A 24639-nucleotide genomic window follows, 5' to 3' on the forward strand; every position below is an offset into this window, starting at 1 on the left:
CAACCATACCGAAAACGGTAGGGTTCTCGACAGAGGGCGAGGTACGCGAGAATCGGGTCAGTCCGCCCTCAGCAACTGGGCGACGCATTCCACGTGGTGCGTCATCGGGAACAGGTCAATGGGGCTGAGCGTGAGCGTGATCGCTTGCGGTCGACTGTGCCGCTGGGCGGTAAGTGGCCCCTGACCTGCGGTGATGCCGCTTGGAAGATCTGCGAGCGCCAGCACGCCGTTGCGGGCGTTTGCGATTCAAAGTGAGCCCAATCCGAGCCCTCGAGCTTCCGGGTCGTGACGATCGCAGGCGCCGGAGCTTCATGGATCCAACTCCCCCGCGGTGACGAGCCGACCGAGTGAGGCCTCGGCGTTCGGGATCTCAAGCAGGGTTGCGCGATCCTTCCGAACCGCCGCGACCATCGCGCGCAGCCGCTGGCGGTCCTTCTTCGTAAGAGCTTCATTGCGGAAGTCGCGAGCCGTGGACAGCCCAGCCAGGATGGCGAAGTCCCGTCGATGGCGGCCGAGGCCGGAGTCGCCCGCATTGCTGAGTGCCGCCGCCTTCCCGACGAGGGCACCGACCAGGTTGGGACGGCGCACGAACCCTGCGCGTCCAGAGACAGTCACGGCCACGGTCTCGCTGCGCTGCAGTGCCTGTGTGCCGCCGGCGGTCGGGAGGGTCGGACTGCCGGTGACTCCGCGGCGGAGGCTGGCGCGCTCACCGACCCCATCAGGAAGAAGTACGTCGATCGAGGCATCGCCCCGGACCCAGCGATGCTGAAGGCCCTCGGCCGAGATGCCAGCCGAGGTGAACCCGAGCTCGGTCAAGACACCGGTGAAGGTCGCCAACATCGTCGGGTCGGCGCGCACGTCGATCACCGTGTCCGCGTCGTTCGTCGGCCGCACCGGGAACTGGCCCCGCTCGGCACAGTGGAGATGGACGAGTTGCCCACCGATCAGCGTCCAGCCGTCGGAGAGCCGCTCATGCAGGTCGAGCAGCCCCAGCCAGGAGGCGGTCTGCTCGGGCGGCATGGCGGGCAGGACGATCACCGCTCCTCCGCCTTCCGCTCCAGCGCGAGCTCGTGCAGCAGTTGCGCCGCTCGCGCCTCCTCGCGCGGCCCGCGATGCTCGGCGAGATCGGCAGCGAGCCGGAGCCGTGAGTTCGGGAACGGATACTGCCCATCGGGAATGACATGGAGTACGACGTTGGCCTCACGGTCGACATCGACCAAGAGGTAGTCCTTCACCAGGCGGTCGACATCCGACTCAGCCACATATGCCTCGACGTCGCCGGAGGCGATGCCACTCGCGGCAAAGTCGACCAGGGCCGCCCAGCGCTCGTCGGACCTGAGATCGGCGAGGTCCGCAGGCGCTGCACGAAACAGACGTCGCTCAGCGCGATTTCGGAGCATCGACCGTAGCGACACCGCCAGCTCACGCACCGCCTCCTCGCCAACAGAGGGCTCACCGGCAGGTTCGAGTAGACGCGTCAGCTGCATCCGGGCGCGGGCTGACGCTGCAGGCCCCCTCGCACGCAGCCGATCGCGGTCCCCCTCCGATGCCGCGATCACGGCCCACGCGGACCGGGCCGAAAGGGGGCGACCCGCCTTGCTCCGCTCCTGGATCCGAAGGAGCGAACGTTCGTCGACGACCCACTGGGATCCGATCCGCTCGGCGGCCAGCGAGCCGTCCGCGATCCGCTGATGGATGCGGGGCACGCTGACGCCCAGCCGCTCCGCGGCCTGCGCGACACTCAGGGATCCCATGCACACAATCCTAGAAGACATTCAAGGATTGTGAAACAGCCGCCGCCGATGTCGCTGTCGCGCTGTCCGCTGGCACCGGCAATCACTCTGAGAGGCTGGATGCCATGTCCGGTGACCTGTCGCTGCCGCTCTTCTGGCGCGTCTGCCTGATCAACGGCGTCGTGTTCGGGCTCGCAGTCGTCGTGCTCGCCTTCTCTCCGGCGACCGTGTCCGCTCGACCCTTGTGGTCTGAGATCGGCGTCCTCGCCGGCGGTCTTGTGGTGATCTGCCTGCTGAACGGCCTCCTGCTCCGGTCCGTGCTACGGCCGCTGGACCGGTTCACGGCCGTCATGTCGAGCATCGACATGCGCCACCCGGGACGTCGCCTGGAGGCACCTCGCGGGGGGCCCGCTGGCGAGCTGGTCGCTCGGTTCAACGAGATGCTGGAGCGGCTCGAGGAGGAGCGTGCCGCGAGCACGGTTCGGGCTCTGCAGGCCCAGGAGGCCGAACGTGAGCGGATCGCGCGGGAACTGCATGACGAGATCGGGCAGAGCCTCACGGCGGTCCTGCTGAGCTTGAAGCAGGCGCTGCTGATCGCGCCCGAGGACGTGGCCGCGGAGCTCGAGATGGCCCGCGAGACGACGCGCACGAGCCTGGAGGAGGTACGGCGAATCTCGCAGCGCCTCCGGCCCGGCGTGCTGGCGGATCTGGGCCTCCTGAACTCCCTGTCGAGCCTGGCGAGCGAGTTGACCGCCCGGGCCGGCGTCCGTGTCCAGCGGGGATTCGCGCCCGGTCTGCCGCAGCTCTCCGCGGAGGCGGAACTCGTGATCTACCGCGTCGCCCAGGAGGCGCTGACCAACGTGGCGCGCCATGCGAAGGCCAGCGAGGTCGAGCTCGGCCTGACGCGCCGGGGTGACCGGATCGTGCTGCGAGTTGCCGACAACGGGATCGGCCATGGCGTGCTCCCCGAGGGCGCCGGAATCCAGGGCATGCGCGAACGGGCGCAGATGGCCGCTGGCGAGTTGCATCTGCACCATCGCGAAGGCGGCGGGACCGTCGTGGAACTCGAACTCCTAATGACGGCGGTGATCGCGTGACCATCCGCATCCTGCTGGCCGACGACCACGCGCTCGTCCGCACCGGGATCCGCCGCATCCTCGAATCCGAACCAGGCCTGACCGTGATGGCCGAGGCCGCTGACGGGGCCGAGGCGGTGCAGCTGGCCCGTACCCACCAGCCGGACCTGGCCGTCCTGGACGTCTCCATGCCGACCATGACCGGACTTCAGGCCGCGCTCGAGATCAGCAGGCGTGCGTCCTCGGTGCGCACGCTGATGCTCTCGATGCATGACAACGAGCAGTACTTCTTCTCTGCGTTGCAGGCCGGTGCTTGCGGCTATGTGCTGAAGTCCGCCGCGGATGAAGATCTCGTGGCTGCATGTCGGAGTGCGATGCGCGACGAGCCCTTCCTGTATGCCGGCGTCGCCGGGACACTCGTCCGCGACTTCCTGGACCGGATGCGCCGTGGCGAGCGGATCCCGCGCGCGGTGCTCACGGAGCGTGAGGACCAGATCGTCAAGCTGATCGCAGAAGGTCACTCCTCGAAGGAGATCGCCCAGAAGCTCGTGATCAGCGTCAAGACCGTCGAGCGCCACAGGGCCAACGTTCTCGCGAAGCTGGGGATGCGTGACCGAACCGAACTCACCAGATATGCCATCCGGGCGGGCCTGATCGAGCCCTGATCACGTGCTGGTGAGAGGCGCCGAGCGCACATATGGGGTGAGGACCCCATACTCCACGGACGGCCCGGCCGGTTGGCTTGAAGCATGCCGCCCCTGTTCGCCCGCCTCCGCCTGACTGCCGCGCGCCTGTTCGAAGGGGCGGCACCCGCGGACGGTGGCTCGAGCTATCAGGCCGTCCCGGTCACAGTGCGTGCACTGACCTCGGACGCGGCGGACATGCGACTGCTGCTGGAAGTGCGCGTGGAGGGCGGGGCGCTCGAGGGCCACGACGTCGAGCGCTTCGTGCATGCAGTAGCGGTCCCGGCGACGCGCCGCTGGATCGAGCGCCATGACCTCGCCGGCCTGCAGGCGCAGTTGACGCCAGCGCTCTGCGAAGTAGGTCGAACGATCCACGATCCGCTCGCGGAGCTCGGCCTCACGCTTCTCGACGTTGTGCTGGTCGCAGCCGAGCACGTGTTGACCTCGCCATGGGCGGACCCGGTCGATGGATCCGAGTGACCTCAACCTGGTCCTGCTGGTCGGTACCGGCGTCCTGATCGCAGCAGTGGGCGCCGTGCGGCTGGCGAGCCGCGCAGGTCTGCCGACCCTTCTCATCTACCTCGCCATCGGCGTCGCCTTGGGCGAGTCGGGTCTGGGACTGCACTTCGAGGATGCCGACCTCGTGCAGGTGCTCGGTACCGTCGCCCTGGCCGTGATCCTCGCGGAGGGCGGCTTCACGACGGACTGGAGGGTTATCCGTCCGATCGCACCGCTCGCTGGCGTCCTCGCCACGGTAGGCGTCGGGATCTCGGTCGTGGTGACATCGTCCCTGGCCTACTTCCTGCTGGACGTGGACGTTCGCACGGCGATCCTGCTCGGTGCGGTGGCCTCCTCGACGGATGCCGCAGCGGTTTTTGCCGTCCTGCGGCGCCTACCGATCCGCGGCCGGCTCCGCGCCACCGTTGAGGCGGAGTCCGGCTTCAACGATCCACCGGTGATCATCCTCGTCACCGTCGTGACCTCCTCCGCCTGGGCAGACGCCGGAGCAGGCGGGATCATTGGCCAGGTCGCGTACCAGTTGCTGATGGGCATCGCAGTCGGCTTCATGGTTGCCCGGGCAGGACTGTGGCTACTCACCCGCAGCGCATTGCCCGCATCCGGCCTCTATCCGATCGCCACACTCTCCATCGCCTTCCTCGCTTTCGCCGTCGCCGGGGTTGCCGGCGCGAGCGCCATCATGGCGATCTACGTGGCCGGCTTGACCCTCGGAAACGCCTCCCTGCCCCACCGCGCCACCACGGCAAGCTTTGCCGAGGGCCTGGCTTGGCTGGCCCAGATCGGGCTCTTCATCATGCTCGGACTTCTGGCCAGCCCCTCCCGGCTCTGGGACGCCCTTCCCACCGCTCTGGTCGTGGGCGGCGCACTCACCCTGATTGCCCGCCCTGTCTCAGTTGTCCTGTGCGCCACACCGTTCAGGGTGCCCTGGAGGGATCAGGCGTTCATCAGCTGGGCCGGGCTCCGGGGAGCCGTGCCCATCGTGCTGGCCACGATCCCGATGAGTGTCGGGCTGCCAGGGGCCACTCGAGTGTTCGACGTCGTGTTCCTTCTCGTCGTCCTGTTCACCCTCATCCAGGGGCCGACGCTCCCGTTGGTCGCTCGGCGACTCGGAGCTGCACACGGCGAGAGCCCGCGCGAGCTCGTCATCGAGTCGGCACCCCTGGACCAGCTCGGCGGGACGCTCCTGCAGTTGTCCGTCCCTGCCGGGTCACGGCTCGCAGGCGTGGAGATCTCCGAGCTGCGCCTGCCCGAGGGTGCGAGTGTCGCGCTTCTCCTGCGCGAGAAGGAGATCTCGGCACCGACGCCCACCACCATGCTCCGGCACGGGGACCACGTCCTCATCGCGGCCCCGCGCTCCCAACGCGAGGACATCGAGCGCCGCCTCGCCGAGATCAGCGTGAACGGCCGCCTCGCCCGCTGGTACGCCGCCATCAGCTCCCCGGAAAGGAGGCAGCTCGCCTCATGATCGTGTCCTCAGCGTCGTGACCTTCCTGGTCACCTACGTTTTCATCGCCCTCGAACGCATCAACCCTTCGTTCGGGGCCCACCCCGCAGGCTCAGCGCAATGTGAGCCCATTTCGAGCCCTTGGGCCGCCATTCGTGGATCGCAGCTCAGGGGCACGCGCGCATCACTGCAGGTCAGCGTCAGCCCGGACCAATTCGGCAACAACCTCAACATGGGAAGTCATCGGGAACACGTCGAATGCGCGCAGCGACGCCAGGCGGTAGCCGTGCTCCCCGAAGATGGCGACGTCGCGGGCGAGCGCCGCGGGGTCGCAGGCGACATAGGCCACCGCACGCGGCCCGCGGGCGACGACCTGCTCGACGACGGCGCGCTTCGCGCCGGCGCGGGGCGGGTCGAGGACGACCACGTCGGCCTGGTCCCATTCGGGCGGCAGTCCGCCGGCCAGCACGGAGGCCACGTCGCCCGCGCGGGCGAGGACGCCCGGGCAGTTGGCCTCGGACAGGGCGGAGGCGGCCCGGTCCCCCTCGACCGCGGCGACCCGGCCGCTCGGTCCGACGGCGTCGGACAGGAAGCGGCTGAACAGCCCGACGCCGGCGTACAGGTCGAGGGCGCGCTCCCCCGGACGCGGGTCGAGGGCGGAGAGGACGGCGCCCACCAGCGCCTCCGGCGCGCCCGGGTGGACCTGCCAGAACCCGCCGTCGGCGACCTGGAAGCGCCGTCCGCGGACCTCGTACGACGGCCCGGCCGGCGCCTCGAGCAGGCACTCCTCGACGGGGACCGTGTCATGGGAGCGGTGCTTGCGCATCGCCCGGCCGCCGCCGGGCAGCTCCACGTAGCGCTGCCGGGTCCGCCACCGCAGGCCGTCCTCGTCGCCGGGCACCGCCTCGACGGTGACGTCGACGTCGAGCTGCGCCAGCCGGCGCAGCTGCTCGCTGACGACCGCGGCCTTGAGCGCGCGCTGCGCGGAGAGATCCACGTGCTGGAAGTCGCATCCGCCGCAGCGGCCAGGGCCGGCGTACGGGCAGGGGGCGGCGACCCGGTCGGCCGACGCGCTCAGCACCTCGACGGCGTCGCCGCGCCAGAACCGGTCGCCCTCGGTGCCCTCGGTGATCTCGAGGAGCACCCGCTCACCGGGCAGGGCGTGCCGGACGAAGACGACCCGCCCGCCGTCGGAATCGGACAGGCGTGCCACGAAGTGGCCGCCGTGGGCGACGGGGCCCACCTCGACCTCGAAGCGGCGCCCGACGGCCGAGGCGCCCCGCGCGGCCCGCGGCCGCGGTCGCCGACCGGCCGGGCGGCTCACCGCCGGATCTGCCGATCGTCGCCGCTGACCCGGCCGCGGCGCAGGTCGCCGGCCCGCACGCGCTGCTCGTCGCGCGCCTCGCGCTCGAGGGCGACCTCGGAGGACCGCAGCTGGTAGGGCACTGAGGTGACCATGACACCGGGGGTGAAGAGCAGCCTGCCCTTGAGCCGCAGCGCCGTCTGGTTGTGCAGGAACTGCTCCCACCAGCGGCCCACGACGTACTCGGGGATGTAGACCGCGACGACTCCGCGCGGGTTGGCGCGCCGGATCGCCGTGGCGTACTCGACGATCGGCTTGACGACCTCGCGGTACGGCGAGTGCAGGACCTTGAGCGGGACGCCGGTGTTGCGCTCGTCCCACTCCTGCAGGAGCCGGGCGGTCTCCTTCTCGTCGACCGACACGTAGACGCCCTCCAGCGCATTGGGCCGGGTCGCCTTGGCGAACGCGAGGGCGCGCAGGGTCGGCTTGTGCAGCTTGGAGACGAGGACGATCGCGTGCACGCGCGTGGGCAGCGTCTTGTCGGTCTCGTCGGCGGCCAGCTCGCGCTCGACGTTGTCGTAGTGCTTCTTGATCGACTTCATCACGGCGAAGAAGAACCCCATCGCGAGGATCGTGATCCAGGCACCCGCCAGGAACTTCGTCAGCAGCACCACGACCAGGACCACTGCGGTGAAGGACAGGCCGACGGCGTTGATCGCCCGCGAGCGGTTGATCCGCCGACGCTCCGCCGGGTCGCGCTCGGTGGCGAGCGCCCGGGTCCAGTGCCGGATCATGCCGAGCTGGCTGAGGTTGAAGGACACGAAGACGCCCACGATGTAGAGCTGGATCAGCTTCGTGGTCTCGGCGTCGAACACGACGATCAGCACGATCGCCATGGCGGCCAGGAAGACGATGCCGTTGCTGTAGGCCAGCCGGTCTCCGCGCGCACCCAGCGCCCGAGGAGCCAGCCCGTCCTTCGCGAGGATCGAGCCCAGCACCGGGAATCCGTTGAACGCCGTGTTGGCGGCGAGGACCAGGATGATGCCGGTGACCGTGACGACGAAGTAGAAGCCGGGGCTGAAGTCGCGGAAGACGGCGTCGGCGATCTGGGCGATCACGGCATGCTGGTCGTAGCCGTCGGGGACGGGCTGGCCGTCCAGGGTGAGCCGGTCCAGCTCGTGGGGGTCGACGTAGCGCAGGCCGATCTGCTTGGCGAGCAGGATGACGCTGATCATCATGGTGGCCGCGATCAGGCCCAGCAGAAGCAGCGTGGTGGCCGCGTTGCGGCTCTTCGGCCGCTGGAAGGCGGGGACCCCGTTGGAGATCGCCTCGACCCCGGTCAGCGCAGCACAGCCGGAGGAGAAGGCGCGAGCCAGGAGGATCACCAGGCCGAAGGTCGTGAGCGGGTCCTCCCAGCCCTCCTTCGGCACGATCTCCAGCTCCGCGCTCTCGGCCATCGGCAGCGAGCCGCCCAGCGCCTGCAACAGGCCGTAGGCGCACATGCCGAGGACGGCGAACATGAACAGGTAGGTGGGGATCGCGAAGAAGGTGCCGGACTCGCGGATGCCCCGGAGGTTCATCGCCGTGAGCAGCAGCACCAGCCCGACCGCGACGGTCGCCTCGTGGTGCTGGAGGGACGGGATCGCGGACGCCGCATAGTTCGCGCCCGACGAGATCGACACGGCGACCGTGAGCACGTAGTCGACCAGCAGCGCGCTCGCCACCGTCATGCCCGCCGTACGCCCGAGGTTGACCGTGGCGACCTCGTAGTCGCCGCCGCCGGAGGGGTAGGCGTGCACGGTCTGCCGGTAGGAGGCGATCACGGCCGCCATCACCAGGACGACGGCGACGCCGACCTTCCACGACCAGATGTACTGCGAGGCGCCGGCGATGGCCAGCATGATGAAGACCTCGTCCGGTGCGTAGGCGACCGACGACAGGGCGTCGCTGGCGAACACCGGCAGCGCGATGCGCTTGGGAAGCAGTGTCTCCCCCAGCTGAGCGCTCCGAAGCTTGCGTCCGAGGAGGATGCGCTTCGATACGTCTCCGACACCCACGAGCGACAACGGTAGGGCATGCGCCGTGGGATAGCGTGCTCACCGTGCACGTCGTGATCATGGGATGCGGCCGGGTCGGCTCGACCCTGGCGCGCAGCCTCGAGGACCGCAACCACACCGTGTCGATCATCGACAGCGAGCCCGACGCCTTCCGGCGCCTCGGTCCCGGCTTCAACGGCGACAAGATCCCGGGCATCGGCTTCGACCAGGAGGTCCTGGAGAAGGCCGGCATCCGGCGCGCGGACGCCTTCGCGGCCGTGTCCAGTGGCGACAACTCCAACATCATCGCGGCGCGGGTCGCGCGCGAGACCTTCGGCATCCAGCAGGTCGTCGCTCGGATCTACGACCCGGGCCGGGCCGAGGTCTACCAGCGCCTCGGCATCACCACGGTCGCCACGGTCAAGTGGACCGCGGACCAGGTGCTGCGCCGGATCCTCCCGGCCGGCGCCGAGCCCGACTTCCGTGACCCCTCCGGGACCATCCGGGTCGACCACATCCCCACGCCCGAGGTGTGGGTGGGCGCCCGGGTGGGCCAGCTCCAGGAGCAGGCCCGCTGCCGGGTCGCGTGGATCGACCGGCTCGGCGAGGGCTTCCTGCCGGACCGCGACAGCGTCATCCAGGAGGGCGACATGCTGCACCTGGTCACCCGCGAGCAGACCGCGGACCAGGCCTACGAGGTGCTCGGCCGCGGGCCCGAGCACGAGGGCTGAGAGGGAACGGGACATGCGCGTCGCCATCGCCGGAGCGGGTGCCGTCGGCCGCTCGATCGCCCGTGAGCTGATCGAGAACGGCCACGAGGTCCTCCTCATCGACAAGTCGCCCACCTCCATCCGTCCCGAGCGCGTCCCCGACGCGGAGTGGCTGCTCGCCGACTCCTGCGAGCTGTCCTCGCTGGAGGAGGCGCGCCTCGACCGCTGCGACGTCGTCATCGCCGCGACCGGCGACGACAAGGCCAACCTGGTCACCTCGCTGCTGGCGAAGACCGAGTTCGGCGTCCCGCGCACCGTCGGCCGGGTCAACCACCCCAACAACGAGTGGCTCTTCACCGAGGCCTGGGGGGTCGACGTCAACGTGTCGACGCCGCGGATCATGTCGGCCCTCGTCGAGGAGGCGGTCAGCGTCGGCGACCTGGTGCGCCTGTTCACCTTCCGCAAGGGGAACGCCAACCTCGTCGAGATGGTGCTGCCCGCGGACTCGCCGTACGTCGGCAAGGAGTCCGGGCTGATCCCGCTGCCCGAGAACTGCGCCCTGGTGTCGATCCTGCGCGACGGACAGATCTACGTGCCGACGCCGGAGCAGCCGGTGGAGTCGGGCGACGAGCTGCTCTTCGTCGTGCCGGCCGAGGCGGAGGACGAGCTCGAGCGCCTGCTGGCTCCGGGCGCGCACCCGTAGCCGACCCCCGCGATCAGCGGGTCACTCGCCGTCCTCGGCGGGCGCCTCCAGGGGCGTCGCGTCGCGGGCGAGCAGCCAGATCATCACCATCCAGGACGCGATCCGCAGCACCCAGCCCAGGCCGGTGCGCAGCGCGAGGATCAGCACCACCGCGAGGTCGGTGTCGATGGCGCCGTTGCGACCGAGCAGCCAGACCGGCCCCTGGAGCAGGACCCCGACCGCTCCCGGCAGCAGCATCACCCAGGTGAGCCGGTTGCAGAGCTTCACGACCTGCTTGTCCGCATGCCAGCCGACCGGGTCGTCCGCGACGGCGCCCAGCATGAAGCCCAGCGCCGGCCACCCGGCGAGACAGGACCCGCCCAGCACCACCGTGTAGCCGAGGCTGATCAGGATCCCCGGCAGGAAGAACGCCAGCTTCTGCTCGTCGGGCGTGGCGCCCGAGCTCTCGGCCCAGCGCACGAAGACCCAGCCGATGCCGATGCCGAAGACGGCGTTGAAGACGTACTGCACCGAGCTGCGCTGCACCAGCCGGACGGCCAGGGCCACGCCGGCGACCCCGAGGCTGCCGATCATCGCCCAGCGCAGGTTGTCGGTGGTCAGCCACAGCACGGTGAAGACGACGCCGGGGACGGCCGCCTCCAGCAGCCCGCGGCGCCCGCCGAGCGCGGCGGCGAGCTGCCGGCGCACGAGCGCCTCGACGGTGTCGACGCCGATCGCCTTGCCGGCCCCGGCGGAGAGCGTGTGGCCCGCGTCGTCGTGGGTGCTCACAACAGCTCGTAGCGGGGGTTGTAGAGCATCCGGGTGCCCTCCTGCGTGCCGACCCGCCCGCGCACCTCGATGGCGCGGCCCGGGCCGATGCCGGCGATCCGCCGCCGGCCCAGCCAGATGACGGTGACCGTGCCGGTGCCGTCGTACAGCTCGGCCTCGAGGGCGGGCACGCCGCCGCGCGGGCGCAGGGTCACCGTGCGCAGGGTGCCCCGCAGGCGGACCGGCTCGCGGTCCGGGGCGTTGTCGATGCAGACGACGCCCTCGCCGCTGAAGGTGCGGCGGAGGTCGCGTGCCTCGGCCTCGTCGGGGTTGGCCCACCTGCTGATCGTGCGCCGCAGCCGGCTCGGGGTGCCCATGGGTCCGGCTAGCCCGCGGGGACGGCCCGCGGCGTCGCGCCCTCGGGCAGGCTGAGCGGCAGCTGCTCGCCGACCGGCATGGCGTGACCACCTCGACGTACGGCGACCTGCGCGATCGCGTCCTCCCACGACGTCGCCTCGTCGGGCTCGCGGGCGGGGTCGCCGAGGAGGGTCGCGCGCAGCAGCCAGCGGGGGCCGTTGATGCCGATCACGCGAGAGGTCTGGGTGCCGGTCTGGCCGTCCGGACGGGTCATCCGGACCTCGCACACCAGCTCGGTGCCGAACCGGCCCTCGCGCTCGGTCGCCGTCCCGCCGCGGCGCGCGGCGTCGGCGGCGATCTGCGGCCGGATCTCGCTCCACAGGTCCCCGTTGCGAGGGGCGGCGAACGCGCGCAGCTCCAGGGCACCGGCCTCGGAGGCCAGCAGCACCGCGCGCACGGCGCCGGACTTCTCGTCGACCTGCACCCGCAGCTCGCGACCCTCCGACGGGGCGACCAGGATCGAGCCCAGGTCGAGCCGCGCGACGCCGTCCTCGGGAAGGTCGTCGACGTCGAAGGGGCCGGTCGCGGGGCCGGTCGGCTCGTCGCCGTCCGCGGTGGCGGAGGCCTCGGTGGACTCCACCGCCTCGTCGACCGCCGGGTCGCCCGCCTTGCGCCGCAGCCTCACTGTGTCCTCCTCGTCACGCACGTCACGCCTGGAATCCTCCGGTCGAACCGTAGCCGCCGCGTCCACGCACCGTGTCCGACAGGGCGGCCACCGCCTCGAACCGGGCCCGCTCGACCCGCTGGACCACCAGCTGGGCGATGCGGTCTCCCCGGCGCAGCGTGATCGCCTCCACCGGGTCGTGGTTGATCAGCAGCACCTTGATCTCCCCACGGTAGCCCGCGTCCACGGTCCCGGGGGTGTTCACGATGGAGAGACCGTGGCGAGCGGCCAGTCCCGAGCGGGGATGGATGAGCGCGACGTAGCCCTCGGGCAGCGCGATCGCGATCCCGGTCGGCACCAGTGCCCGCTCCCCCGGCGCGAGCTCGACGTCGACTCCCGTCACCAGGTCCGCGCCCGCGTCGCCCGGGTGGGCGTAGGCGGGCAGCGGCAGGTCGGGGTCGAGGCGTTGGACGGCGATCACCAGGTCGGCGGCGTCGGCGGGGGCGGCGGAGTCGGGCACGGGGAGACCCTAGCGACAGCCGCCCGGGCGTCAGGTGGGATCATCCTCCCCGTGAGCGAGAGTGCGAGGTACCAGGAGCGCCTGCGGGTCCCGCTGCGCTGGTGGGCCCAGGGCACGATGCTGGTCGCCACCCTCTGGCTCACCCTGATCGTGGCGCTGATCGGCCACGCCGCCTGGCTCGCCTGGGCCGTGACGGGGCTGGTGATGCTGGGCATGGCCGCCGGCCTGCGGTCGTACGGCGCGGCGCGCGTCGAGGTCGCCGACGGCTGGTTCCGCGCCGGTCGCGCGCGGATCGAGCTGGCGTATGTCGGCACCGCCGAGGCGCTCGACGCCGAGCGGACCCGCCGGGTCGCCGGGCCCGAGGCCGACGCCCGCGCCTATCTCCTGCTGCGCCCCTATCTGCGCCAGTCGGTCAAGGTCGAGATCACCGACCCCGCCGACCCCGTGCCCTACTGGCTGGTGAGCTCGCGGCACCCGCGGGCGCTGGCGGGCGCGCTCAACGCCGTACGGTCGGGCGAGACTCCCGAGGTCTAGCCGCCCAGTAGGCTCGGCGCATGGCAAAGGACAGCTCCAAGGTCTGGACGGCGTTCTCCCTCGCCGCGGCGCTCGGCGCCGCGGCGGTCGCGAAGAAGGGGCTCGACACGAGCTGGAAGGCCGCGACGGGCAAGCAGCCGCCGGAGAACCCGGCGGATCCCGACGTCGACGTCTGGGAGGCGGTGGCGTGGGCGGCCGTCAGCGGCACCTTCGTGGCGCTCGCCAAGATGCTGGCCCAGCGACGTGCTGCCCGCTACTACCTGCGGTCGACCGGACACCTGCCGCCGGGCCTGCGCCCGGGCAGCTCCTGAGGCGGACGGGCCCGCGAGACGAAAGAGCCGAGCGCCACGCGGTCCGCGTGGCGCTCGGCTCTCTCAGCGCGCGCTGAGCGCTACACGCAGTCCTTGCAGATCATCTTCTTCGGGTCCGCCAGCTGGCTGCGGTGGTGGACCAGGAAGCAGCTCATGCAGGTGAACTCGTCGTCCTGCTTGGGCTTCACCTCGACGGCGAGCTCCTCGTGGGACAGGTCCGCGCCGGGGAGCTCGAAGGCCTCGGCGGCCTCCGCCTCGTCCTCGTCGACCTTGCCGGAGTTCTTGTCGTGGCGGCGCGCCTTGAGCTCTTCGATGCTCTCCTCGGACTGCTCGTCCTCGTTCTTGCGTGGTGCGTCGTAGTCAGTCGCCATGACGTGTGTGCTCTCTCCCCTCAGCTGGCCGCCAGCCGCACGGGCGTCGTGCGGGTGGGCGCGGCAGATTGTGCACCATCGGGACCGCTTCGCGACACCCGGGTCGATGCGAGTCGGCAGAACAGCGCCGCGCGCGGTCCTATTCCCGGAGGAATCCGGCGGTCCGTACGGCGGCCAGGAGCTCGTCGAACCCGTGATCCGGAGCACACACGACGGCCTCCTGTCCCGCCGCGCCGACGGTGACCAGCATCCGGGCTCCGGCGAGCCGGGCGATCAGGCCGCCGGCGGCGTGGTCCCACAGATGGACGCCCTCCTCGACGTACCCGTCGAGGGCGCCCTCGGCCACCCGGCACAGGTCGAGGGCGCACGACCCGGTCCGCCGGATGTCGCGGATGTGCGGGAGCAGCCGCGCCGCGGCCGCGGCCTGGACCTCGCGGACCGGGCGGGTGTAGTTGAAGCCGGTGGCGACCAGCCGATGGGCCAGCGGCGCCGCGGCGCGGACGGCGACCGGCGTGCCGTCGCGGGTCGGGACACCGCCGACGTGGCCCGCGTAGAGGACGTCCTTGGCGACGTCGACCACCACGCCGGCGACGACCTCGCCGTCGACCTCGGCGGCGACCGAGACGGCGTACTCCGGGATGCCGTAGAGGAAGTTGACGGTGCCGTCGATGGGGTCGACGACCCACCGGACCCCGGAGCTGCCGGCGACGTCGTCGCCCTCCTCGCCCAGGAAGGCGTCGTCGGGACGCGCCTCCAGGACCAGGCGACGGACCAGCTCCTCGCTCGCCCGGTCGGCCGCCGTCACCACGTCGATGTCGCTGGACTTGGTCGCCGCCACCGAGACGCCCTCCGCGGCGTACCGGCGCACCAGCGCGGCGGCGGCGCGGGCGACCTCCGCCGCCAGCGCGCAGAGCTCGGCGGGGTCGGCGCCCCGACTCACCGGCGCCCCACCGGCTCGCGCTCGCCGAGGCAGCAGCCGGCCGGGCAGCAGTCGTGGGACGGCCCCCGGACGCCGACGGCCGAGCGACGGGCGTCCTCGCCGCGCTCGACGGCGGCGCGCTCGAGGACGAGCTCACGGATCGCCGCGACGAACGCCGGGTGGGTCCCGGCGGACGCGGCGCGGCGGGCGGGCAGGCCGAGCCGCTCCGCGGTCGCGAGAGCCTCGGTGTCGAGGTCGTAGACGACCTCCATGTGGTCGGAGACGAAGCCGACCGGGATCAGCACCACGCCGGCCACCCCCTCGCGGGCAAGCTCCTCCAGGCGGTCGTTGACGTCCGGCTCGAGCCACGGCGTGCGCGGCGAGCCCGAGCGGGAGCAGTAGACCAGCTCGTGGAGCCGCTCGACGCCGGTCGCCTCGGCGACCTGGGCGGCGACCACGGCCGCGACGTCGAGGTGCTGGGCGACGTACGCGCCTCCCTCGGGGCCGCTGCTGTCGCTCATCGAGACCGGGATGGAGTGGGTGACGAAGACCAGCCGGGCCGCGTCGCGAACGTCCTCGGGCAGCTCCGCCAGCGCGGCGAGCACGCCGTCGACGTTGGCCGACACGAAGCCCGGGTGGTTGTAGAACGCCCGGACCTTGTCGACGCGCGGAGCGGTGAGCTCCGGGGGCACCGCCGCGAGCGCGTCGGCGAGGTTGTCGCGGTACTGCCGGCAGCTCGACCAGGACGAGTACGCCGACGTGGCCAGGCACAGCGCTCGGCGGACCCCGTCCCGTGCCATCCGGGTCACCGTGTCGGCGAGATAGGGCTCCCAGTTGCGGTTGCCCCAGTACACCGGCAGGTCGATGCCGTGCTCGGCGAGGTCGCGCTCGACGGCCGCGATCAACGCCTTGTTCTGGTCGTTGATCGGCGAGCGTCCCCCGAAGAGGTAGTAGTGCTGGCCGACCTCCTCGAGCCGCTCACGCGGGATGCCGCGGCCGCGGGTGACGTTCTCCAGGAAGGGGACGACGTCCTCGGGCCGCTCCGGGCCCCCGAAGGAGAGCAGCAGGAGCGCGTCGTAGGGATCGGTCCGCGGGTCGCGGCGAGAGGAGGTGGGGTCCGGATTCGGCACGGGCCCATCGTAGGGAGGACGATGGCAGGGCAATGTTGCAGACCTATCGCCAGATCTTCACGCCCGCCACGGCGCTCTTCAGCCTGACCGGCCTGGTGGCCCGCCTGCCCATCTCCATGGTGGGACTCGGCATCGTCCTGCTCGCCGAGCACGAGACCGGCTCGTACGGCTTCGCGGGGGCGCTGTCCGCCGTCGCCCTGGTCGCCAACGCGTGCTTCGCGATCGTCCAGGGTCGCCTGATCGACCGGCTCGGCCAGGGCCGGGTCCTCCCCGTCGTCATCACCCTCTGGGGGCTGGGCCTGGCCCTCGCGATGGGCTCCCTGGAGTGGGACTGGCCGACCTGGTCCACCTTCGCCTTCGCGGCGCTCGCCGGCGCCTCGCTCCCCTCCGTCGGCACCTGCGTGCGCGCCCGGTGGTCGCACACGCTGGCCGACCGTCCGGCCCTGTTGCACACGGCGTTCTCCTTCGAGGCGGTCGGCGACGAGGCGGTCTTCCTCGTCGGTCCGATCGCCGTGACGATGCTGGCGACCGGCGTGCACCCCGCGGCGGGTCTCGGCACGGCGCTCGTGGTCGGACTCGTGGGAACCTATGCGTTCGCCGTCCAGCGAGGGACCGAGCCCCCGGCCCACCCCCGCTCGGACGCGCACGCGGTGCGGCCGCCGATGCCGTGGAGCGTGATCGTGCCGCTGACGCTCGTGGGCGCCGCCCTGGGCGTGGTCTTCGGTGCGGCCGAGGTCGTCACCGTGGCCTTCGCCGACGAGCAGGGGCACAAGGCCCTGTCGGGGGTGCTTCTCGGCATCTGGGCGTTCGGCAGTCTCGTCGCGGGCGTGGTGTCCGGTGCGATCACGTGGCGGCGCGGGCCGCTCGCCCGGCTCCGGATCGGCGCGGCCGGCATGGTCGTCGCCGCCGTGCCTCTGACCTTCGTGCCCAACCTGCCCGTGATGGCGCTCGTGCTGCTGCTCGGCGGCGTCGCCATCTCCCCCACCCTCATCGCGGCCATGTCGCTGGCCGAGCAGGTGCTGCCGCCCGCCCGGCTGACCGAGGGCATGGCGTTCATCCAGACCGGCCTGGCGGTCGGCCTGGCCCCGGGCGCCGCCGTCGCCGGCGTGGTGATCGACGAGGCGGGCGCCTCGCCGGCGTACCTCGTCTGCGTGGTGGGCGGCGTCCTGACCCTCCTCGGCGCGTTGCTGATCCGGGTCGCGCCGCGCGGCGAGGCGCCGGATAGCGTGCGTCCCCATGAGCACACCGCAGCCGACCACCTGGCGTAGCTGGTCCGGGCTCGAGTCGGCCGCCGGACTCGAGGTGGTCCAGCCCGCCGACGCCAGCGATGTCGCCGAGGTCGTACGACGGGCGCGAGCGGCGGGCCGGACGGTCAAGAGCGCCGGCACGGGGCACAGCTTCACCGGCATCGCCACCCCCCGCCACGTGCAGCTGCGGCCGGAGGGGATGCGCGGCATCGTCGCGGTGGACCGGGAGGCGATGACCGTCACGGCGCTCGCCGGGACCCAGCTGAAGGTCCTCAACGCCGAGCTCGCACGGCTCGGGCTGAGCCTGCACAACATGGGCGACATCGCCGAGCAGACACTGGCCGGCGCGATCTCGACCGGCACCCACGGCACCGGCGGGCGCGCTGCCGGGCTCGCGGCGCAGGTCGTGGGCCTCGAGCTGGTCACCGGCACCGGGGAGGTCCTGCGCGCCTCCGCGACCGAGAACCCCGACGTGCTCGACCTCGCCCGCGTGGGGCTGGGCGCGCTGGGCGTCCTGACGAGGCTGACCTTCGCGGTGGAGCCGCTGTTCCTCCTGCGTGCCGAGGAGCGGCCGATGTCGTGGTCGGACGCCCTCGCTGCCTTCGACGACCTCACCGCCGAGCACGACCACGTCGACATGTACTGGTTCCCCCACTCCGACCGGATGCTGACCAAGCGCAACACGCGCAGCGGCACCGACCTGTCCGCCGCCGACCCGCTGCCGCGGTGGCGGGCGCGCCTCGACGACGACCTGCTCTCCAACACCGTCTTCGGGGCGCAGACCGCCGCGCTCAACCTCGTCCCGCGGGCGATCCCGGCGGCCAACCGCGTCGCCTCCCGCCTGCTCGGGCCACGCACCTACACCGACATCGCGCACCGGGTCTTCACGACGGAGCGGCGGGTGGTCTTCCGCGAGATGGAGTACGCCGTCCCTCGCGCGGCCGGCCTCGACGTGTTGCGGGAGTGCCGGGCCGCGTTCGAGCGCTCCGGACTCACGGTCTCCTTCCCGGTCGAGATCAGGGTCGCCCCGGCCGACGACGTGCCGCTGTCGACGTCGTACGACCGCGACTCCTTCTACCTGGCCTTCCACACCCACCGCCGCGCCGACCACCGGGCCTACTTCGCGCTCATGGAGCCGATCCTGCGCGCCCACGAGGGTCGGCCGCACTGGGGGAAGCTGCACACGCTGGGCGCCGGCGACCTCGCCGGGCTCTACCCGCGGATGGCCGACTTCCGGGCCCTGCGCGAGCGCCTCGACCCGGACCGCGTGTTCACCAACGACTACCTCGACCGGGTCCTCCATGGCTGAGCGCCCGGCCTGCCCCTGCTCCTCCGGGCGGACCTACGACGAGTGCTGCCGCCCCCACCACCGCGACCCGGGCTCGGCGCCGACCGCGGAGGCGCTGATGCGCTCGCGCTACACGGCGTTCGTCAAGGGCCTGGCGTCCTACCTGCTCCACACCTGGCATCCCGCGACCCGCCCCCCGTCGCTCCACCTCGACGAGCGGATCACGTGGACCGGCCTGGAGGTGCTCGCGGCGCAGGACGGCGGGCCCACCGACCGCCGCGGCATGGTGGAGTTCGTCGCCCGCTACACCCGCGACGGGGTGCCCGGCTCCCTGCACGAGATCAGCCGGTTCCGACGGCAGGGCGACACCTGGCTCTACGTCCGCGGCCGGGCGCGGTGGAGGGCGTAGGCTCGGCCGATAACCTGAACCAGCACCACACCAGCACCCCGACGCATCCCCTTTCGCACGCAGGCACACGACCCGAGGGCACCATGACGGACACGGCGGACCAGGGCGGCACCACCCGCCCCGTGCGCCTGACCCTCTCGCCCGACCAGTCCCCCGGAGCCGACCGTCGGCGCCTGCTGCTGGTGGACGACGAGGGTGCTGAGTTCACGCTCGACATCACACCCGACCTGCGGGCGGCGGTGCGCGGTGAGACGCCGCGTCGATTGGAGACCTCGATGAGCAGCAGCATCCGGCCCCGCGAGATCCAGACCCGGATCCGTGCCGGCGAGTCCGCGGAGGCCGTGGCCGAGGCGGCAGGCACCTCAGTCGAGGCGATCATGTCCTATGTCGCCCCCGTGCTCGCCGAGCGCGAGCATGTCGCCACCCGCGCCCAGCGGGCGTCGGTGCGCCGCACCCCCGGCGAGGGCCAGCCGGCGGCCGCGGGCTCGGCCCAGGCGCGGGTGCTCGGCGACGCCGTCGCGGCCCACCTGCGCGGACGCGGCGCCGACCCGGCCTCGGTGACCTGGGACGCCTACCGCCGCGAGACCGGGCGCTGGGTGCTCACCGGCACCTTCGAGACCGCCGAGCGGAGCGGGGTCGCCCGCTTCACCTACGACGCCCCCGGCAACTACGTGCTCTCCGACAACGACGACGCACGGTGGCTGGTCGGCGAGGCGCTCCCGCCGGCCGCGCCGGCCCGCGACGACCTGCAGCAGGTGCGCGAGCGCCGGCTCTCCGCCGTCCCCGAGGAGCTCCCGCTGGGTGGCTCCGCGCCCGCCGCGGAGACCACGGGCGCCGAGGTGACCGCGGGCGCGGACCCGCGTCTCGACGTCCCGCTCGACCTGCCCCTGGACGCTCCCGCCCAGGCGGCCGGCACTCCCGAGGAGCCCGCCGAGGAGGGACCCGAGGAGACCGCCGAGGAGAAGGCCGCCGCCGAGGCGGAGCGCGCCCGGCACCGGCGCCCCGTGCAGAAGAAGCGCGGCCGGGCCTCCGTCCCGAGCTGGGATGAGATCATGTTCGGCGGCGGTGACCAGTAGGCCGTAAAAGCGCGTAGCGTGCGCGCATGGCCTACTTCGTGACCGGCGCCACAGGGTTCATCGGGCGTCACCTCGTCGCCGAGCTCGTCGACCACCGGCAGGGTCCGGTCTTCGTGCTCGTCCGTGCCTCCTCGCTGCCGCGCATGGAGGCGCTGATCCGCCAGTGGGGGTCGGACCGGGTCCACCCCGTCGTCGGCGACCTCACCGAGCCCGCCCTCGGAGTCGACCCGCAGTGGGTGGCCCAGCACGCCGGGACCGTCGACCACTTCTTCCATCTCGCGGCGATCTACGACATCACCGCCGACGACGCGACCAACGACGCGATGAACATCGACGGCACCCGCAACGCCCTGGCGCTCGGCGAGGCGCTCCAGGCGGGCTGCTTCCACCAGGTGTCGTCGGTGGCCGCCGCGGGCGACTACCACGGACGCTTCGACGAGACGATGTTCGAGGAGGGCCAGCCGCTGCCCTCGCCGTACCACCGCACCAAGTACGAGTCGGAGAAGATCGTCCGGGACGACGCGCGGGTCCCGTGGCGGGTGTACCGCCCGGCGATCGTGGTGGGCCACTCCGAGACCGGCGCGATGGACAAGGTCGACGGCCCCTACTACTTCTTCCCGCTCATCAAGCGGCTGCGCGACGTGCTGCCCGCATGGCTGCCGCTCGTCGGGGTGGACCTCGGCGACACCAACCTGGTGCCGGTCGACTACGTGGCCAAGGCGATGGACCATCTCGCCCACCTGCCCGGCCGGGACGGGGAGGCCTTCCACCTGGTCAACCCGGAGCCGCAGCCGGTGATCGACATGATCAACGCGTTCTGCGAGGCCGCCGGCGCCCCGCGCTTCGCGACACCGGTGGACCGGTCCCTCACCACGGCAGGTCCGCTCGGCCTGATCCCGCGGGCGCTGCGGCCGATCAACCTGATGAACGCCGTGCTCCGCTCCGCTCCCGCACAGCTGGCGCTCGACCAGACCGTGGGCCGGCTCGGCATCCCTGCCGAGGTCCTGGCGCACACGTCCTTCCCCTCGGTGTTCGACTCCCGCGCGACCGAGCGGGCGCTGGCGGGCTCCGGCCTCAGCGTGCCGCCACTCGAGACCTACGCCCGCGCGCTCTGGGGCTACTGGGAGGAGAACCTCGACGACGCGACGGGGCGGGACCCCAAGGCGGTGGCCGCGCTGAAGGACAAGTACGTCGTGATCACCGGCGCCTCCTCCGGGATCGGCCAGGTCGTCGCGCTCAAGGTCGCCCAGGCCGGCGGCATCCCGGTCCTCGTCGCACGCGGCAAGGAGAAGCTCGAGGCCACCAAGGCGACGATCGAGCTGCGCGGCGGTCGGGCCGAGGTGTTCCCGTGCGACCTCTCCGACCTCGAGGCGATCGACCGGCTGTGCGAGCAGCTCGTCGCGGACCTCCCGAGCGTCGACTACGTCGTCAACAACGCCGGCCGCTCGATCCGGCGCTCCCTCAAGCTGTCGCAAGACCGCTTCCACGACTTCGAGCGCACCATGCAGCTCAACTACTTCGGCGCGATCCGCCTCGTGATGGGGCTCATGCCGCAGCTGCACAGCCAGCGCTCGGGCCACATCGTCAACATCTCCTCGATCGGCGTGCAGACCAACCCGCCGCGGTTCTCGGCCTATGTCGCCTCGAAGGCCGCGCTCGACGCGTGGAGCAACGTGGTGTCCTCGGAGGTCGTCGGGCACGGGATCACCTTCACCAACGTGCACATGCCGCTGGTGCGGACGCCGATGATCGCGCCCACCAAGATCTACGACAAGTTCCCCACGATCTCCCCGGCCCAGGCCGCGGACGTGGTCGTCAAGGCGATGGTCGACAAGCCGCACGAGATCAACACGGCCCTCGGCACCGCCGGGGAGCTGGCGCACACCATCGCGCCGCGGACGGCGTTCCGGGTGCTCAACCTGGCCTACCAGGTGTTCCCCGACTCGGCGGCGGCCAAGGGGCAGAAGCCGGCGTCCCAGGCGGCGGCCGCGGCGGAGGAGGCTCCCGCCTCCAACCACCGCGAGACCGAGCAGATGCTGCTCGCCCAGCTGTTCCGGGGCGTGCACTGGTAGCGGTCAGGCCCGAGCGACGGGGCGCGCGGGATCGACGACCCACTCGCTCCAGCTGCCGGGGTAGAGCGCGGCCGTGACGCCGGCGAGCTCGAGGGCGAGCACGTCGTGGGCCGCGGTCACCCCGGAGCCGCAGTAGACCGCGACGTCGGCGCCGGGCACGGCCCCGACCTCGGCGTAGGTCGCGGCGAGCTCCGCGGGCGCACGGAAGCGCCCGGACGCGTCGAGGTTGCGGCTCGTGGGCACGTTGACCGCGCCCGGGATGTGGCCGGCGACCGGGTCGATCGGCTCGACCTCGCCTCGATAGCGCTCGGCGGCTCGCGCGTCGACCAGGACGCCGGCGTCGCGGGCACGGTCCGCGCCGACGACCGGCAGGCCGCCGGGCACCGCGCTGAAGTCACCGGGCCGCACCGGGGCCCCGTCCCCCGTCTCGACCTCGCCGCCGCCGTCGCGCCACGCGGACCAGCCGCCGTCCAGGACCCGCACGTCGGGGTGGCCGTGGAAGCGCAGCAGCCACCAGCAGCGGGCCGCGGCATGACCGGCCCAGTCGTCGTACACGACGACGGGGCGGTCGCGGCGCACTCCCACCCTCCGCATCGCCGCCTCGAAGTCGGCCACGTCGGGCAGCGGGTGGCGTCCCCGCTCCCCCGGGGCACCGGCGAGGTCCGTGTCGAGGTCGACGTACCCGGCGCCGGGGATGTGGCCGGCGGCGTACTCCGCCGGCCCGGCGGGGGCGCCCATGCGGTAGCGCACGTCGAGGACGCTCGCCTGCCCGCGGACGCTGCGCAGCTCGTCGACGCCGATCAGCCCGGACCTCATGCGCCGACCCTAGTCCGGCCGCCTGTGGAGGAGCGACGCGCCACCGTCGCGGATCCGGCAGGCTCGCCGCCATGATCCAGGAGCCGGTGCCGATGCTGCTCGGCCGGGTCCTGCTGCGCGCGGTGCGAGCCCACGCGGCCCTCGAGGGGCGCTGTCACCTTCCGCCGTCGCTGCATGTCGGGATCCCGGGCGCCGACGTGCGCTCGCTGGAGCTCGACACCGGGGAGGGGCTCGACCTGGCGCTGCGCACGGAGATGCTGGAGGCGATGACCCGCGCGCACCTCGCCCAGAGCGTCGTGCCGCTGGTCTGGCTGACCCGGCACCCGGAGGGTCCCGATCTGGAGGACCTCGCGTGGGCCGCGGCCGCGGGCCAGGCCGGCGCCGAGCTCGGCGTCCGCCTCGACCTGGTCGTCGTCACGCGCCGCTCGTGGCGCGACCCGCGCTCCGGGGTGGGCCGGAGCTGGACCCGGCTGCGCCAGCCGTGAGCCCGCGCTGCCGGGCGCCGGCTAGACCCAGGTGTGGACCGGCTGGTTGTCGTGCATCCGCTTGCGGTACTCGGCGAGCACCGCGCGCAGGGCGTCGTACCGGTCGGCGTCGTCGCGCTCGTGCACGCGACGGGTGAACCAGTCGGACGCGTTGGTGCCCTGCAGGCAGCGCTGCTCGATGATGTCGAGATAGCGGTGCGCCTCGTCGGCGTCGACGCCCCACGCGGCGAGCCCCTCGTGGGCCAGCGGGAGCAGCCGTCGCACGACGAGCTCGGTGGCCCGCACCCGACCCAGCTGGGGCCAGTACACCTCGGCGTCGATCCCGTGGCGCGCGGCGCTGTGGAAGTTCTCCTCGGCCGCGCTGAAGGACATCTGGGACCACAGCGGGCGGTCGTTGTCGGCCAGGGCGCGCACCAGCCCGAAGTAGAAGGCCGCGTTGGCGATGGTGTCGACGACCGTCGGGCCCGCGGCGAGGATCCGATTCTCCACACGCAGGTGCGGCAGGCCGCCGGTGATGTCGTAGACCGGCCGGTTCCAGCGGTAGATGGTGCCGTTGTGCAGCCGCAGCTCGGACAGGTTCGGCGTGCCGCCGGCCTCCAGGACGGTGAGCGGGTCCTCCTCGTCGATCACCGGCAGCAGCGGCGGGAAGTAGCGCACGTTCTCCTCGAACAGGTCGAACACCGAGGTGATCCACCGCTCCCCGAACCACACGCGCGGGCGCACCCCCTGCGCCTTGAGCTCCTCCCCGCGGGTGTCGGTCGCCTGCTCGAAGAGCGGGATCCGGGTCTCCGACCACAGCTGCTTCCCGAGCAGGTACGGCGAGTTCGCGGCGACCGCGAGCTGCACGCCCGCGATCGCCTGGGAGGCGTTCCAGTACGACGCGAACTGGTCCGGGCTGACCTGGACGTGGAACTGGGTGCTCGTGCACGCGGCCTCGGGCATGATCGTGTCGACCGTGGCGTGCAGTCGCTCGACGCCGCGGATGTCGATGCTGATGTCCTCGCCACGGGCCCGCAGGATCTGCTCGCTGAGCAGCCGGTAGCGCGGGTTGGCGCTGATGACCTCGGCGCGCAGGTGCTCGGGCGCCAGCGTCGGGAGGATCCCGATCATCACGAGGTGGGCGCCCAGCGCGGCCGCGCGCTCCTCGGCATGGTTGAGGCTGGCCCGCAGCTGGGCCTCGTAGCCGTCGAGGCCCCCGTCGGCCAGCGGGCCGGGCGCGAGGTTGAGCTCGATATTGAACTGGCCGAGCTCGGTCTGGAAGTCGGGGTCCTCGATCGCGTCGAGCACCTCGGCGTTGCGCAGCGCGGGGTCGCCCGCGTCGTCGACGAGGTTGAGCTCCACCTCGACCCCCGTCCAGGGGTCGTCGGTGTCGAAGGCGGACTCGCGCAGCATCCGCTCGAACACGTCGAGGCAGCGCCGGACCTTCTCCCGGTAGCGGGTGCGGTCGGCGGGGCTGAACTCCTGGGCCGCGACGTCGTCTCCCATG

Annotated in this window: 27 protein-coding genes; 14 read left to right on the forward strand and 13 right to left on the reverse strand. The window is 72.1% G+C overall.

Features of this window, described 5'->3' with window-relative positions; all coding sequences use genetic code 11:
- Window positions 1-309 precede the first annotated feature (309 nt).
- A complete protein-coding gene (locus tag ACJ5H2_RS11760; RefSeq protein WP_408895576.1) occupies window positions 310-1038 on the reverse strand; it encodes a hypothetical protein in 729 nt (242 codons plus the stop codon).
- On the reverse strand, window positions 1035-1754 hold the full coding sequence (locus ACJ5H2_RS11765) for a helix-turn-helix domain-containing protein (protein WP_408895577.1): 720 nt from the start codon (window positions 1752-1754) through the stop codon (window positions 1035-1037). The genes ACJ5H2_RS11760 and ACJ5H2_RS11765 overlap by 4 nt, the downstream gene beginning before the upstream one ends.
- A gap of 104 nt (window positions 1755-1858) precedes the next feature.
- On the opposite strand from ACJ5H2_RS11765, the gene ACJ5H2_RS11770 reads away from it, so the two are divergent.
- From ACJ5H2_RS11770 to ACJ5H2_RS11785, 4 genes are all read left to right on the forward strand, one after another.
- Window positions 1859-2830 carry a sensor histidine kinase gene (locus ACJ5H2_RS11770; protein ID WP_408895578.1) on the forward strand — a complete coding sequence of 324 codons (972 nt, stop codon included), beginning with the start codon at window positions 1859-1861 and terminating at the stop codon, window positions 2828-2830.
- Window positions 2827-3474, forward strand: a complete 648-nt coding sequence (locus ACJ5H2_RS11775; protein WP_408895579.1) for a response regulator — start codon at window positions 2827-2829, stop codon at window positions 3472-3474. Before ACJ5H2_RS11770 ends, ACJ5H2_RS11775 begins: the two co-directional genes overlap by 4 nt.
- Before the next feature lie 84 nt (window positions 3475-3558).
- Window positions 3559-3972 carry a hypothetical protein gene (locus ACJ5H2_RS11780; RefSeq protein ID WP_408895580.1) on the forward strand — a complete coding sequence of 138 codons (414 nt, stop codon included), beginning with the start codon at window positions 3559-3561 and terminating at the stop codon, window positions 3970-3972.
- Window positions 3959-5476 (forward strand): potassium/proton antiporter, encoded by a 1518-nt coding sequence (locus tag ACJ5H2_RS11785; RefSeq protein WP_408895581.1) that lies wholly within the window; start codon window positions 3959-3961, stop codon window positions 5474-5476. Before ACJ5H2_RS11780 ends, ACJ5H2_RS11785 begins: the two co-directional genes overlap by 14 nt.
- 163 nt (window positions 5477-5639) lie before the next feature.
- Here ACJ5H2_RS11785 and ACJ5H2_RS11790 read toward each other — a convergent pair whose 3' ends face one another.
- Window positions 5640-6779, reverse strand: a complete 1140-nt coding sequence (locus tag ACJ5H2_RS11790) for a class I SAM-dependent RNA methyltransferase (RefSeq protein WP_408895582.1) — start codon at window positions 6777-6779, stop codon at window positions 5640-5642.
- Window positions 6776-8815 carry an APC family permease gene (locus tag ACJ5H2_RS11795; protein ID WP_408895583.1) on the reverse strand — a complete coding sequence of 680 codons (2040 nt, stop codon included), beginning with the start codon at window positions 8813-8815 and terminating at the stop codon, window positions 6776-6778. The genes ACJ5H2_RS11790 and ACJ5H2_RS11795 overlap by 4 nt, the downstream gene beginning before the upstream one ends.
- A gap of 44 nt (window positions 8816-8859) precedes the next feature.
- On the opposite strand from ACJ5H2_RS11795, the gene ACJ5H2_RS11800 reads away from it, so the two are divergent.
- Both ACJ5H2_RS11800 and ACJ5H2_RS11805 read left to right on the forward strand, forming a co-directional pair.
- On the forward strand, window positions 8860-9525 hold the full coding sequence (locus tag ACJ5H2_RS11800) for a potassium channel family protein (protein WP_408895584.1): 666 nt from the start codon (window positions 8860-8862) through the stop codon (window positions 9523-9525).
- A gap of 13 nt (window positions 9526-9538) precedes the next feature.
- Window positions 9539-10207: a potassium channel family protein gene (locus ACJ5H2_RS11805; RefSeq protein ID WP_408895585.1), complete on the forward strand. Its 669-nt coding sequence runs from the start codon at window positions 9539-9541 to the stop codon at window positions 10205-10207.
- Window positions 10208-10228: 21 nt separating this feature from the next.
- Here the strand turns inward: ACJ5H2_RS11805 and ACJ5H2_RS11810 are convergent, their stop codons facing one another.
- Genes ACJ5H2_RS11810 through dut form a run of 4 tightly spaced genes read right to left on the reverse strand, consistent with a single transcriptional unit; the run spans window position 10229 to window position 12495 of the window.
- Window positions 10229-10975 (reverse strand): DUF3159 domain-containing protein, encoded by a 747-nt coding sequence (locus tag ACJ5H2_RS11810; RefSeq protein WP_408895586.1) that lies wholly within the window; start codon window positions 10973-10975, stop codon window positions 10229-10231.
- Window positions 10972-11331 carry an OB-fold nucleic acid binding domain-containing protein gene (locus ACJ5H2_RS11815; protein WP_408895587.1) on the reverse strand — a complete coding sequence of 120 codons (360 nt, stop codon included), beginning with the start codon at window positions 11329-11331 and terminating at the stop codon, window positions 10972-10974. The genes ACJ5H2_RS11810 and ACJ5H2_RS11815 overlap by 4 nt, the downstream gene beginning before the upstream one ends.
- Before the next feature lie 8 nt (window positions 11332-11339).
- On the reverse strand, window positions 11340-11996 hold the full coding sequence (locus ACJ5H2_RS11820; RefSeq protein ID WP_408895588.1) for a DUF3710 domain-containing protein: 657 nt from the start codon (window positions 11994-11996) through the stop codon (window positions 11340-11342).
- 22 nt (window positions 11997-12018) lie between these two features.
- Entirely contained in the window at window positions 12019-12495 is a 477-nt protein-coding gene (dut, locus tag ACJ5H2_RS11825; protein WP_408895589.1) for a dUTP diphosphatase, read from the reverse strand.
- 51 nt (window positions 12496-12546) lie between these two features.
- Between dut and ACJ5H2_RS11830 the strand changes: the two genes are divergently transcribed.
- Window positions 12547-13029 carry a DUF3093 domain-containing protein gene (locus tag ACJ5H2_RS11830; RefSeq protein ID WP_408895590.1) on the forward strand — a complete coding sequence of 161 codons (483 nt, stop codon included), beginning with the start codon at window positions 12547-12549 and terminating at the stop codon, window positions 13027-13029.
- Between the two features lie 20 nt (window positions 13030-13049).
- Window positions 13050-13340 (forward strand): DUF4235 domain-containing protein, encoded by a 291-nt coding sequence (locus ACJ5H2_RS11835; RefSeq protein ID WP_408895591.1) that lies wholly within the window; start codon window positions 13050-13052, stop codon window positions 13338-13340.
- A gap of 80 nt (window positions 13341-13420) precedes the next feature.
- On the opposite strand, the gene ACJ5H2_RS11840 is transcribed toward ACJ5H2_RS11835, so the two are convergent.
- From ACJ5H2_RS11840 to ACJ5H2_RS11850, 3 genes are all read right to left on the reverse strand, one after another.
- Window positions 13421-13711, reverse strand: a complete 291-nt coding sequence (locus tag ACJ5H2_RS11840; RefSeq protein WP_408895592.1) for a DUF4193 domain-containing protein — start codon at window positions 13709-13711, stop codon at window positions 13421-13423.
- Window positions 13712-13850: 139 nt separating this feature from the next.
- Entirely contained in the window at window positions 13851-14651 is an 801-nt protein-coding gene (locus ACJ5H2_RS11845) for an inositol monophosphatase family protein (RefSeq protein WP_408895593.1), read from the reverse strand.
- Window positions 14648-15760 carry a ferrochelatase gene (locus ACJ5H2_RS11850; protein ID WP_408895594.1) on the reverse strand — a complete coding sequence of 371 codons (1113 nt, stop codon included), beginning with the start codon at window positions 15758-15760 and terminating at the stop codon, window positions 14648-14650. Before ACJ5H2_RS11850 ends, ACJ5H2_RS11845 begins: the two co-directional genes overlap by 4 nt.
- A gap of 32 nt (window positions 15761-15792) precedes the next feature.
- Here ACJ5H2_RS11850 and ACJ5H2_RS11855 point away from each other — a divergent pair, with 32 nt between their 5' ends.
- The 5 genes from ACJ5H2_RS11855 to ACJ5H2_RS11875 all read left to right on the forward strand — a co-directional run bounded on the left by ACJ5H2_RS11855 (window position 15793) and on the right by ACJ5H2_RS11875 (window position 21852).
- Window positions 15793-17028, forward strand: coding sequence for an MFS transporter (locus ACJ5H2_RS11855; RefSeq protein ID WP_408895595.1), 1236 nt, complete (start codon window positions 15793-15795; stop codon window positions 17026-17028).
- Complete coding sequence (locus ACJ5H2_RS11860; RefSeq protein WP_408895597.1) at window positions 16997-18316, forward strand: D-arabinono-1,4-lactone oxidase; 1320 nt, start codon at window positions 16997-16999, stop codon at window positions 18314-18316. Before ACJ5H2_RS11855 ends, ACJ5H2_RS11860 begins: the two co-directional genes overlap by 32 nt.
- Entirely contained in the window at window positions 18309-18704 is a 396-nt protein-coding gene (locus ACJ5H2_RS11865) for a YchJ family protein (protein ID WP_408895598.1), read from the forward strand. Before ACJ5H2_RS11860 ends, ACJ5H2_RS11865 begins: the two co-directional genes overlap by 8 nt.
- Before the next feature lie 83 nt (window positions 18705-18787).
- Complete coding sequence (gene sepH, locus ACJ5H2_RS11870; RefSeq protein WP_408895599.1) at window positions 18788-19780, forward strand: septation protein SepH; 993 nt, start codon at window positions 18788-18790, stop codon at window positions 19778-19780.
- Window positions 19781-19806: 26 nt separating this feature from the next.
- Window positions 19807-21852 (forward strand): SDR family oxidoreductase, encoded by a 2046-nt coding sequence (locus ACJ5H2_RS11875; RefSeq protein WP_408895601.1) that lies wholly within the window; start codon window positions 19807-19809, stop codon window positions 21850-21852.
- A gap of 3 nt (window positions 21853-21855) precedes the next feature.
- On the opposite strand, the gene ACJ5H2_RS11880 is transcribed toward ACJ5H2_RS11875, so the two are convergent.
- The gene (locus ACJ5H2_RS11880; RefSeq protein WP_408895602.1) at window positions 21856-22668 is read right to left on the reverse strand and encodes a sulfurtransferase; all 813 of its coding nucleotides are present in this window, start codon (window positions 22666-22668) and stop codon (window positions 21856-21858) included.
- 71 nt (window positions 22669-22739) lie between these two features.
- Here ACJ5H2_RS11880 and ACJ5H2_RS11885 point away from each other — a divergent pair, with 71 nt between their 5' ends.
- Window positions 22740-23153: a hypothetical protein gene (locus ACJ5H2_RS11885; RefSeq protein ID WP_408895603.1), complete on the forward strand. Its 414-nt coding sequence runs from the start codon at window positions 22740-22742 to the stop codon at window positions 23151-23153.
- 21 nt (window positions 23154-23174) lie between these two features.
- On the opposite strand, the gene ACJ5H2_RS11890 is transcribed toward ACJ5H2_RS11885, so the two are convergent.
- Window positions 23175-24638: a glutamate-cysteine ligase family protein gene (locus ACJ5H2_RS11890; protein WP_408895604.1), complete on the reverse strand. Its 1464-nt coding sequence runs from the start codon at window positions 24636-24638 to the stop codon at window positions 23175-23177.
- Between the last annotated feature and the right edge of the window lies 1 nt (window position 24639).

The sequence above is a fragment of the Nocardioides pymetrozini genome, from assembly GCF_046058985.1.
In the GTDB taxonomy this organism is placed as follows: Bacteria; Actinomycetota; Actinomycetes; order Propionibacteriales; family Nocardioidaceae; genus Nocardioides.

Coding starts and splice junctions, on each gene's coding strand:
- ACJ5H2_RS11805 (WP_408895585.1), top strand. CDS start 9,539: ATGCGCGTCGCCATCGCCGGAGCGGGTGCCGTCGGCCGCTCGATCGCC.
- ACJ5H2_RS11780 (WP_408895580.1), top strand. CDS start 3,559: ATGCCGCCCCTGTTCGCCCGCCTCCGCCTGACTGCCGCGCGCCTGTTC.
- ACJ5H2_RS11885 (WP_408895603.1), top strand. CDS start 22,740: ATGATCCAGGAGCCGGTGCCGATGCTGCTCGGCCGGGTCCTGCTGCGC.
- sepH (WP_408895599.1), top strand. CDS start 18,788: ATGACGGACACGGCGGACCAGGGCGGCACCACCCGCCCCGTGCGCCTG.
- ACJ5H2_RS11815 (WP_408895587.1), bottom strand. CDS start 11,331: ATGGGCACCCCGAGCCGGCTGCGGCGCACGATCAGCAGGTGGGCCAAC.
- ACJ5H2_RS11880 (WP_408895602.1), bottom strand. CDS start 22,668: ATGAGGTCCGGGCTGATCGGCGTCGACGAGCTGCGCAGCGTCCGCGGG.
- ACJ5H2_RS11865 (WP_408895598.1), top strand. CDS start 18,309: ATGGCTGAGCGCCCGGCCTGCCCCTGCTCCTCCGGGCGGACCTACGAC.
- ACJ5H2_RS11835 (WP_408895591.1), top strand. CDS start 13,050: ATGGCAAAGGACAGCTCCAAGGTCTGGACGGCGTTCTCCCTCGCCGCG.
- ACJ5H2_RS11770 (WP_408895578.1), top strand. CDS start 1,859: ATGTCCGGTGACCTGTCGCTGCCGCTCTTCTGGCGCGTCTGCCTGATC.
- ACJ5H2_RS11840 (WP_408895592.1), bottom strand. CDS start 13,711: ATGGCGACTGACTACGACGCACCACGCAAGAACGAGGACGAGCAGTCC.
- ACJ5H2_RS11890 (WP_408895604.1), bottom strand. CDS start 24,638: ATGGGAGACGACGTCGCGGCCCAGGAGTTCAGCCCCGCCGACCGCACC.
- ACJ5H2_RS11765 (WP_408895577.1), bottom strand. CDS start 1,754: ATGGGATCCCTGAGTGTCGCGCAGGCCGCGGAGCGGCTGGGCGTCAGC.
- ACJ5H2_RS11860 (WP_408895597.1), top strand. CDS start 16,997: ATGAGCACACCGCAGCCGACCACCTGGCGTAGCTGGTCCGGGCTCGAG.
- ACJ5H2_RS11855 (WP_408895595.1), top strand. CDS start 15,793: ATGTTGCAGACCTATCGCCAGATCTTCACGCCCGCCACGGCGCTCTTC.
- ACJ5H2_RS11785 (WP_408895581.1), top strand. CDS start 3,959: ATGGATCCGAGTGACCTCAACCTGGTCCTGCTGGTCGGTACCGGCGTC.
- ACJ5H2_RS11875 (WP_408895601.1), top strand. CDS start 19,807: ATGGCCTACTTCGTGACCGGCGCCACAGGGTTCATCGGGCGTCACCTC.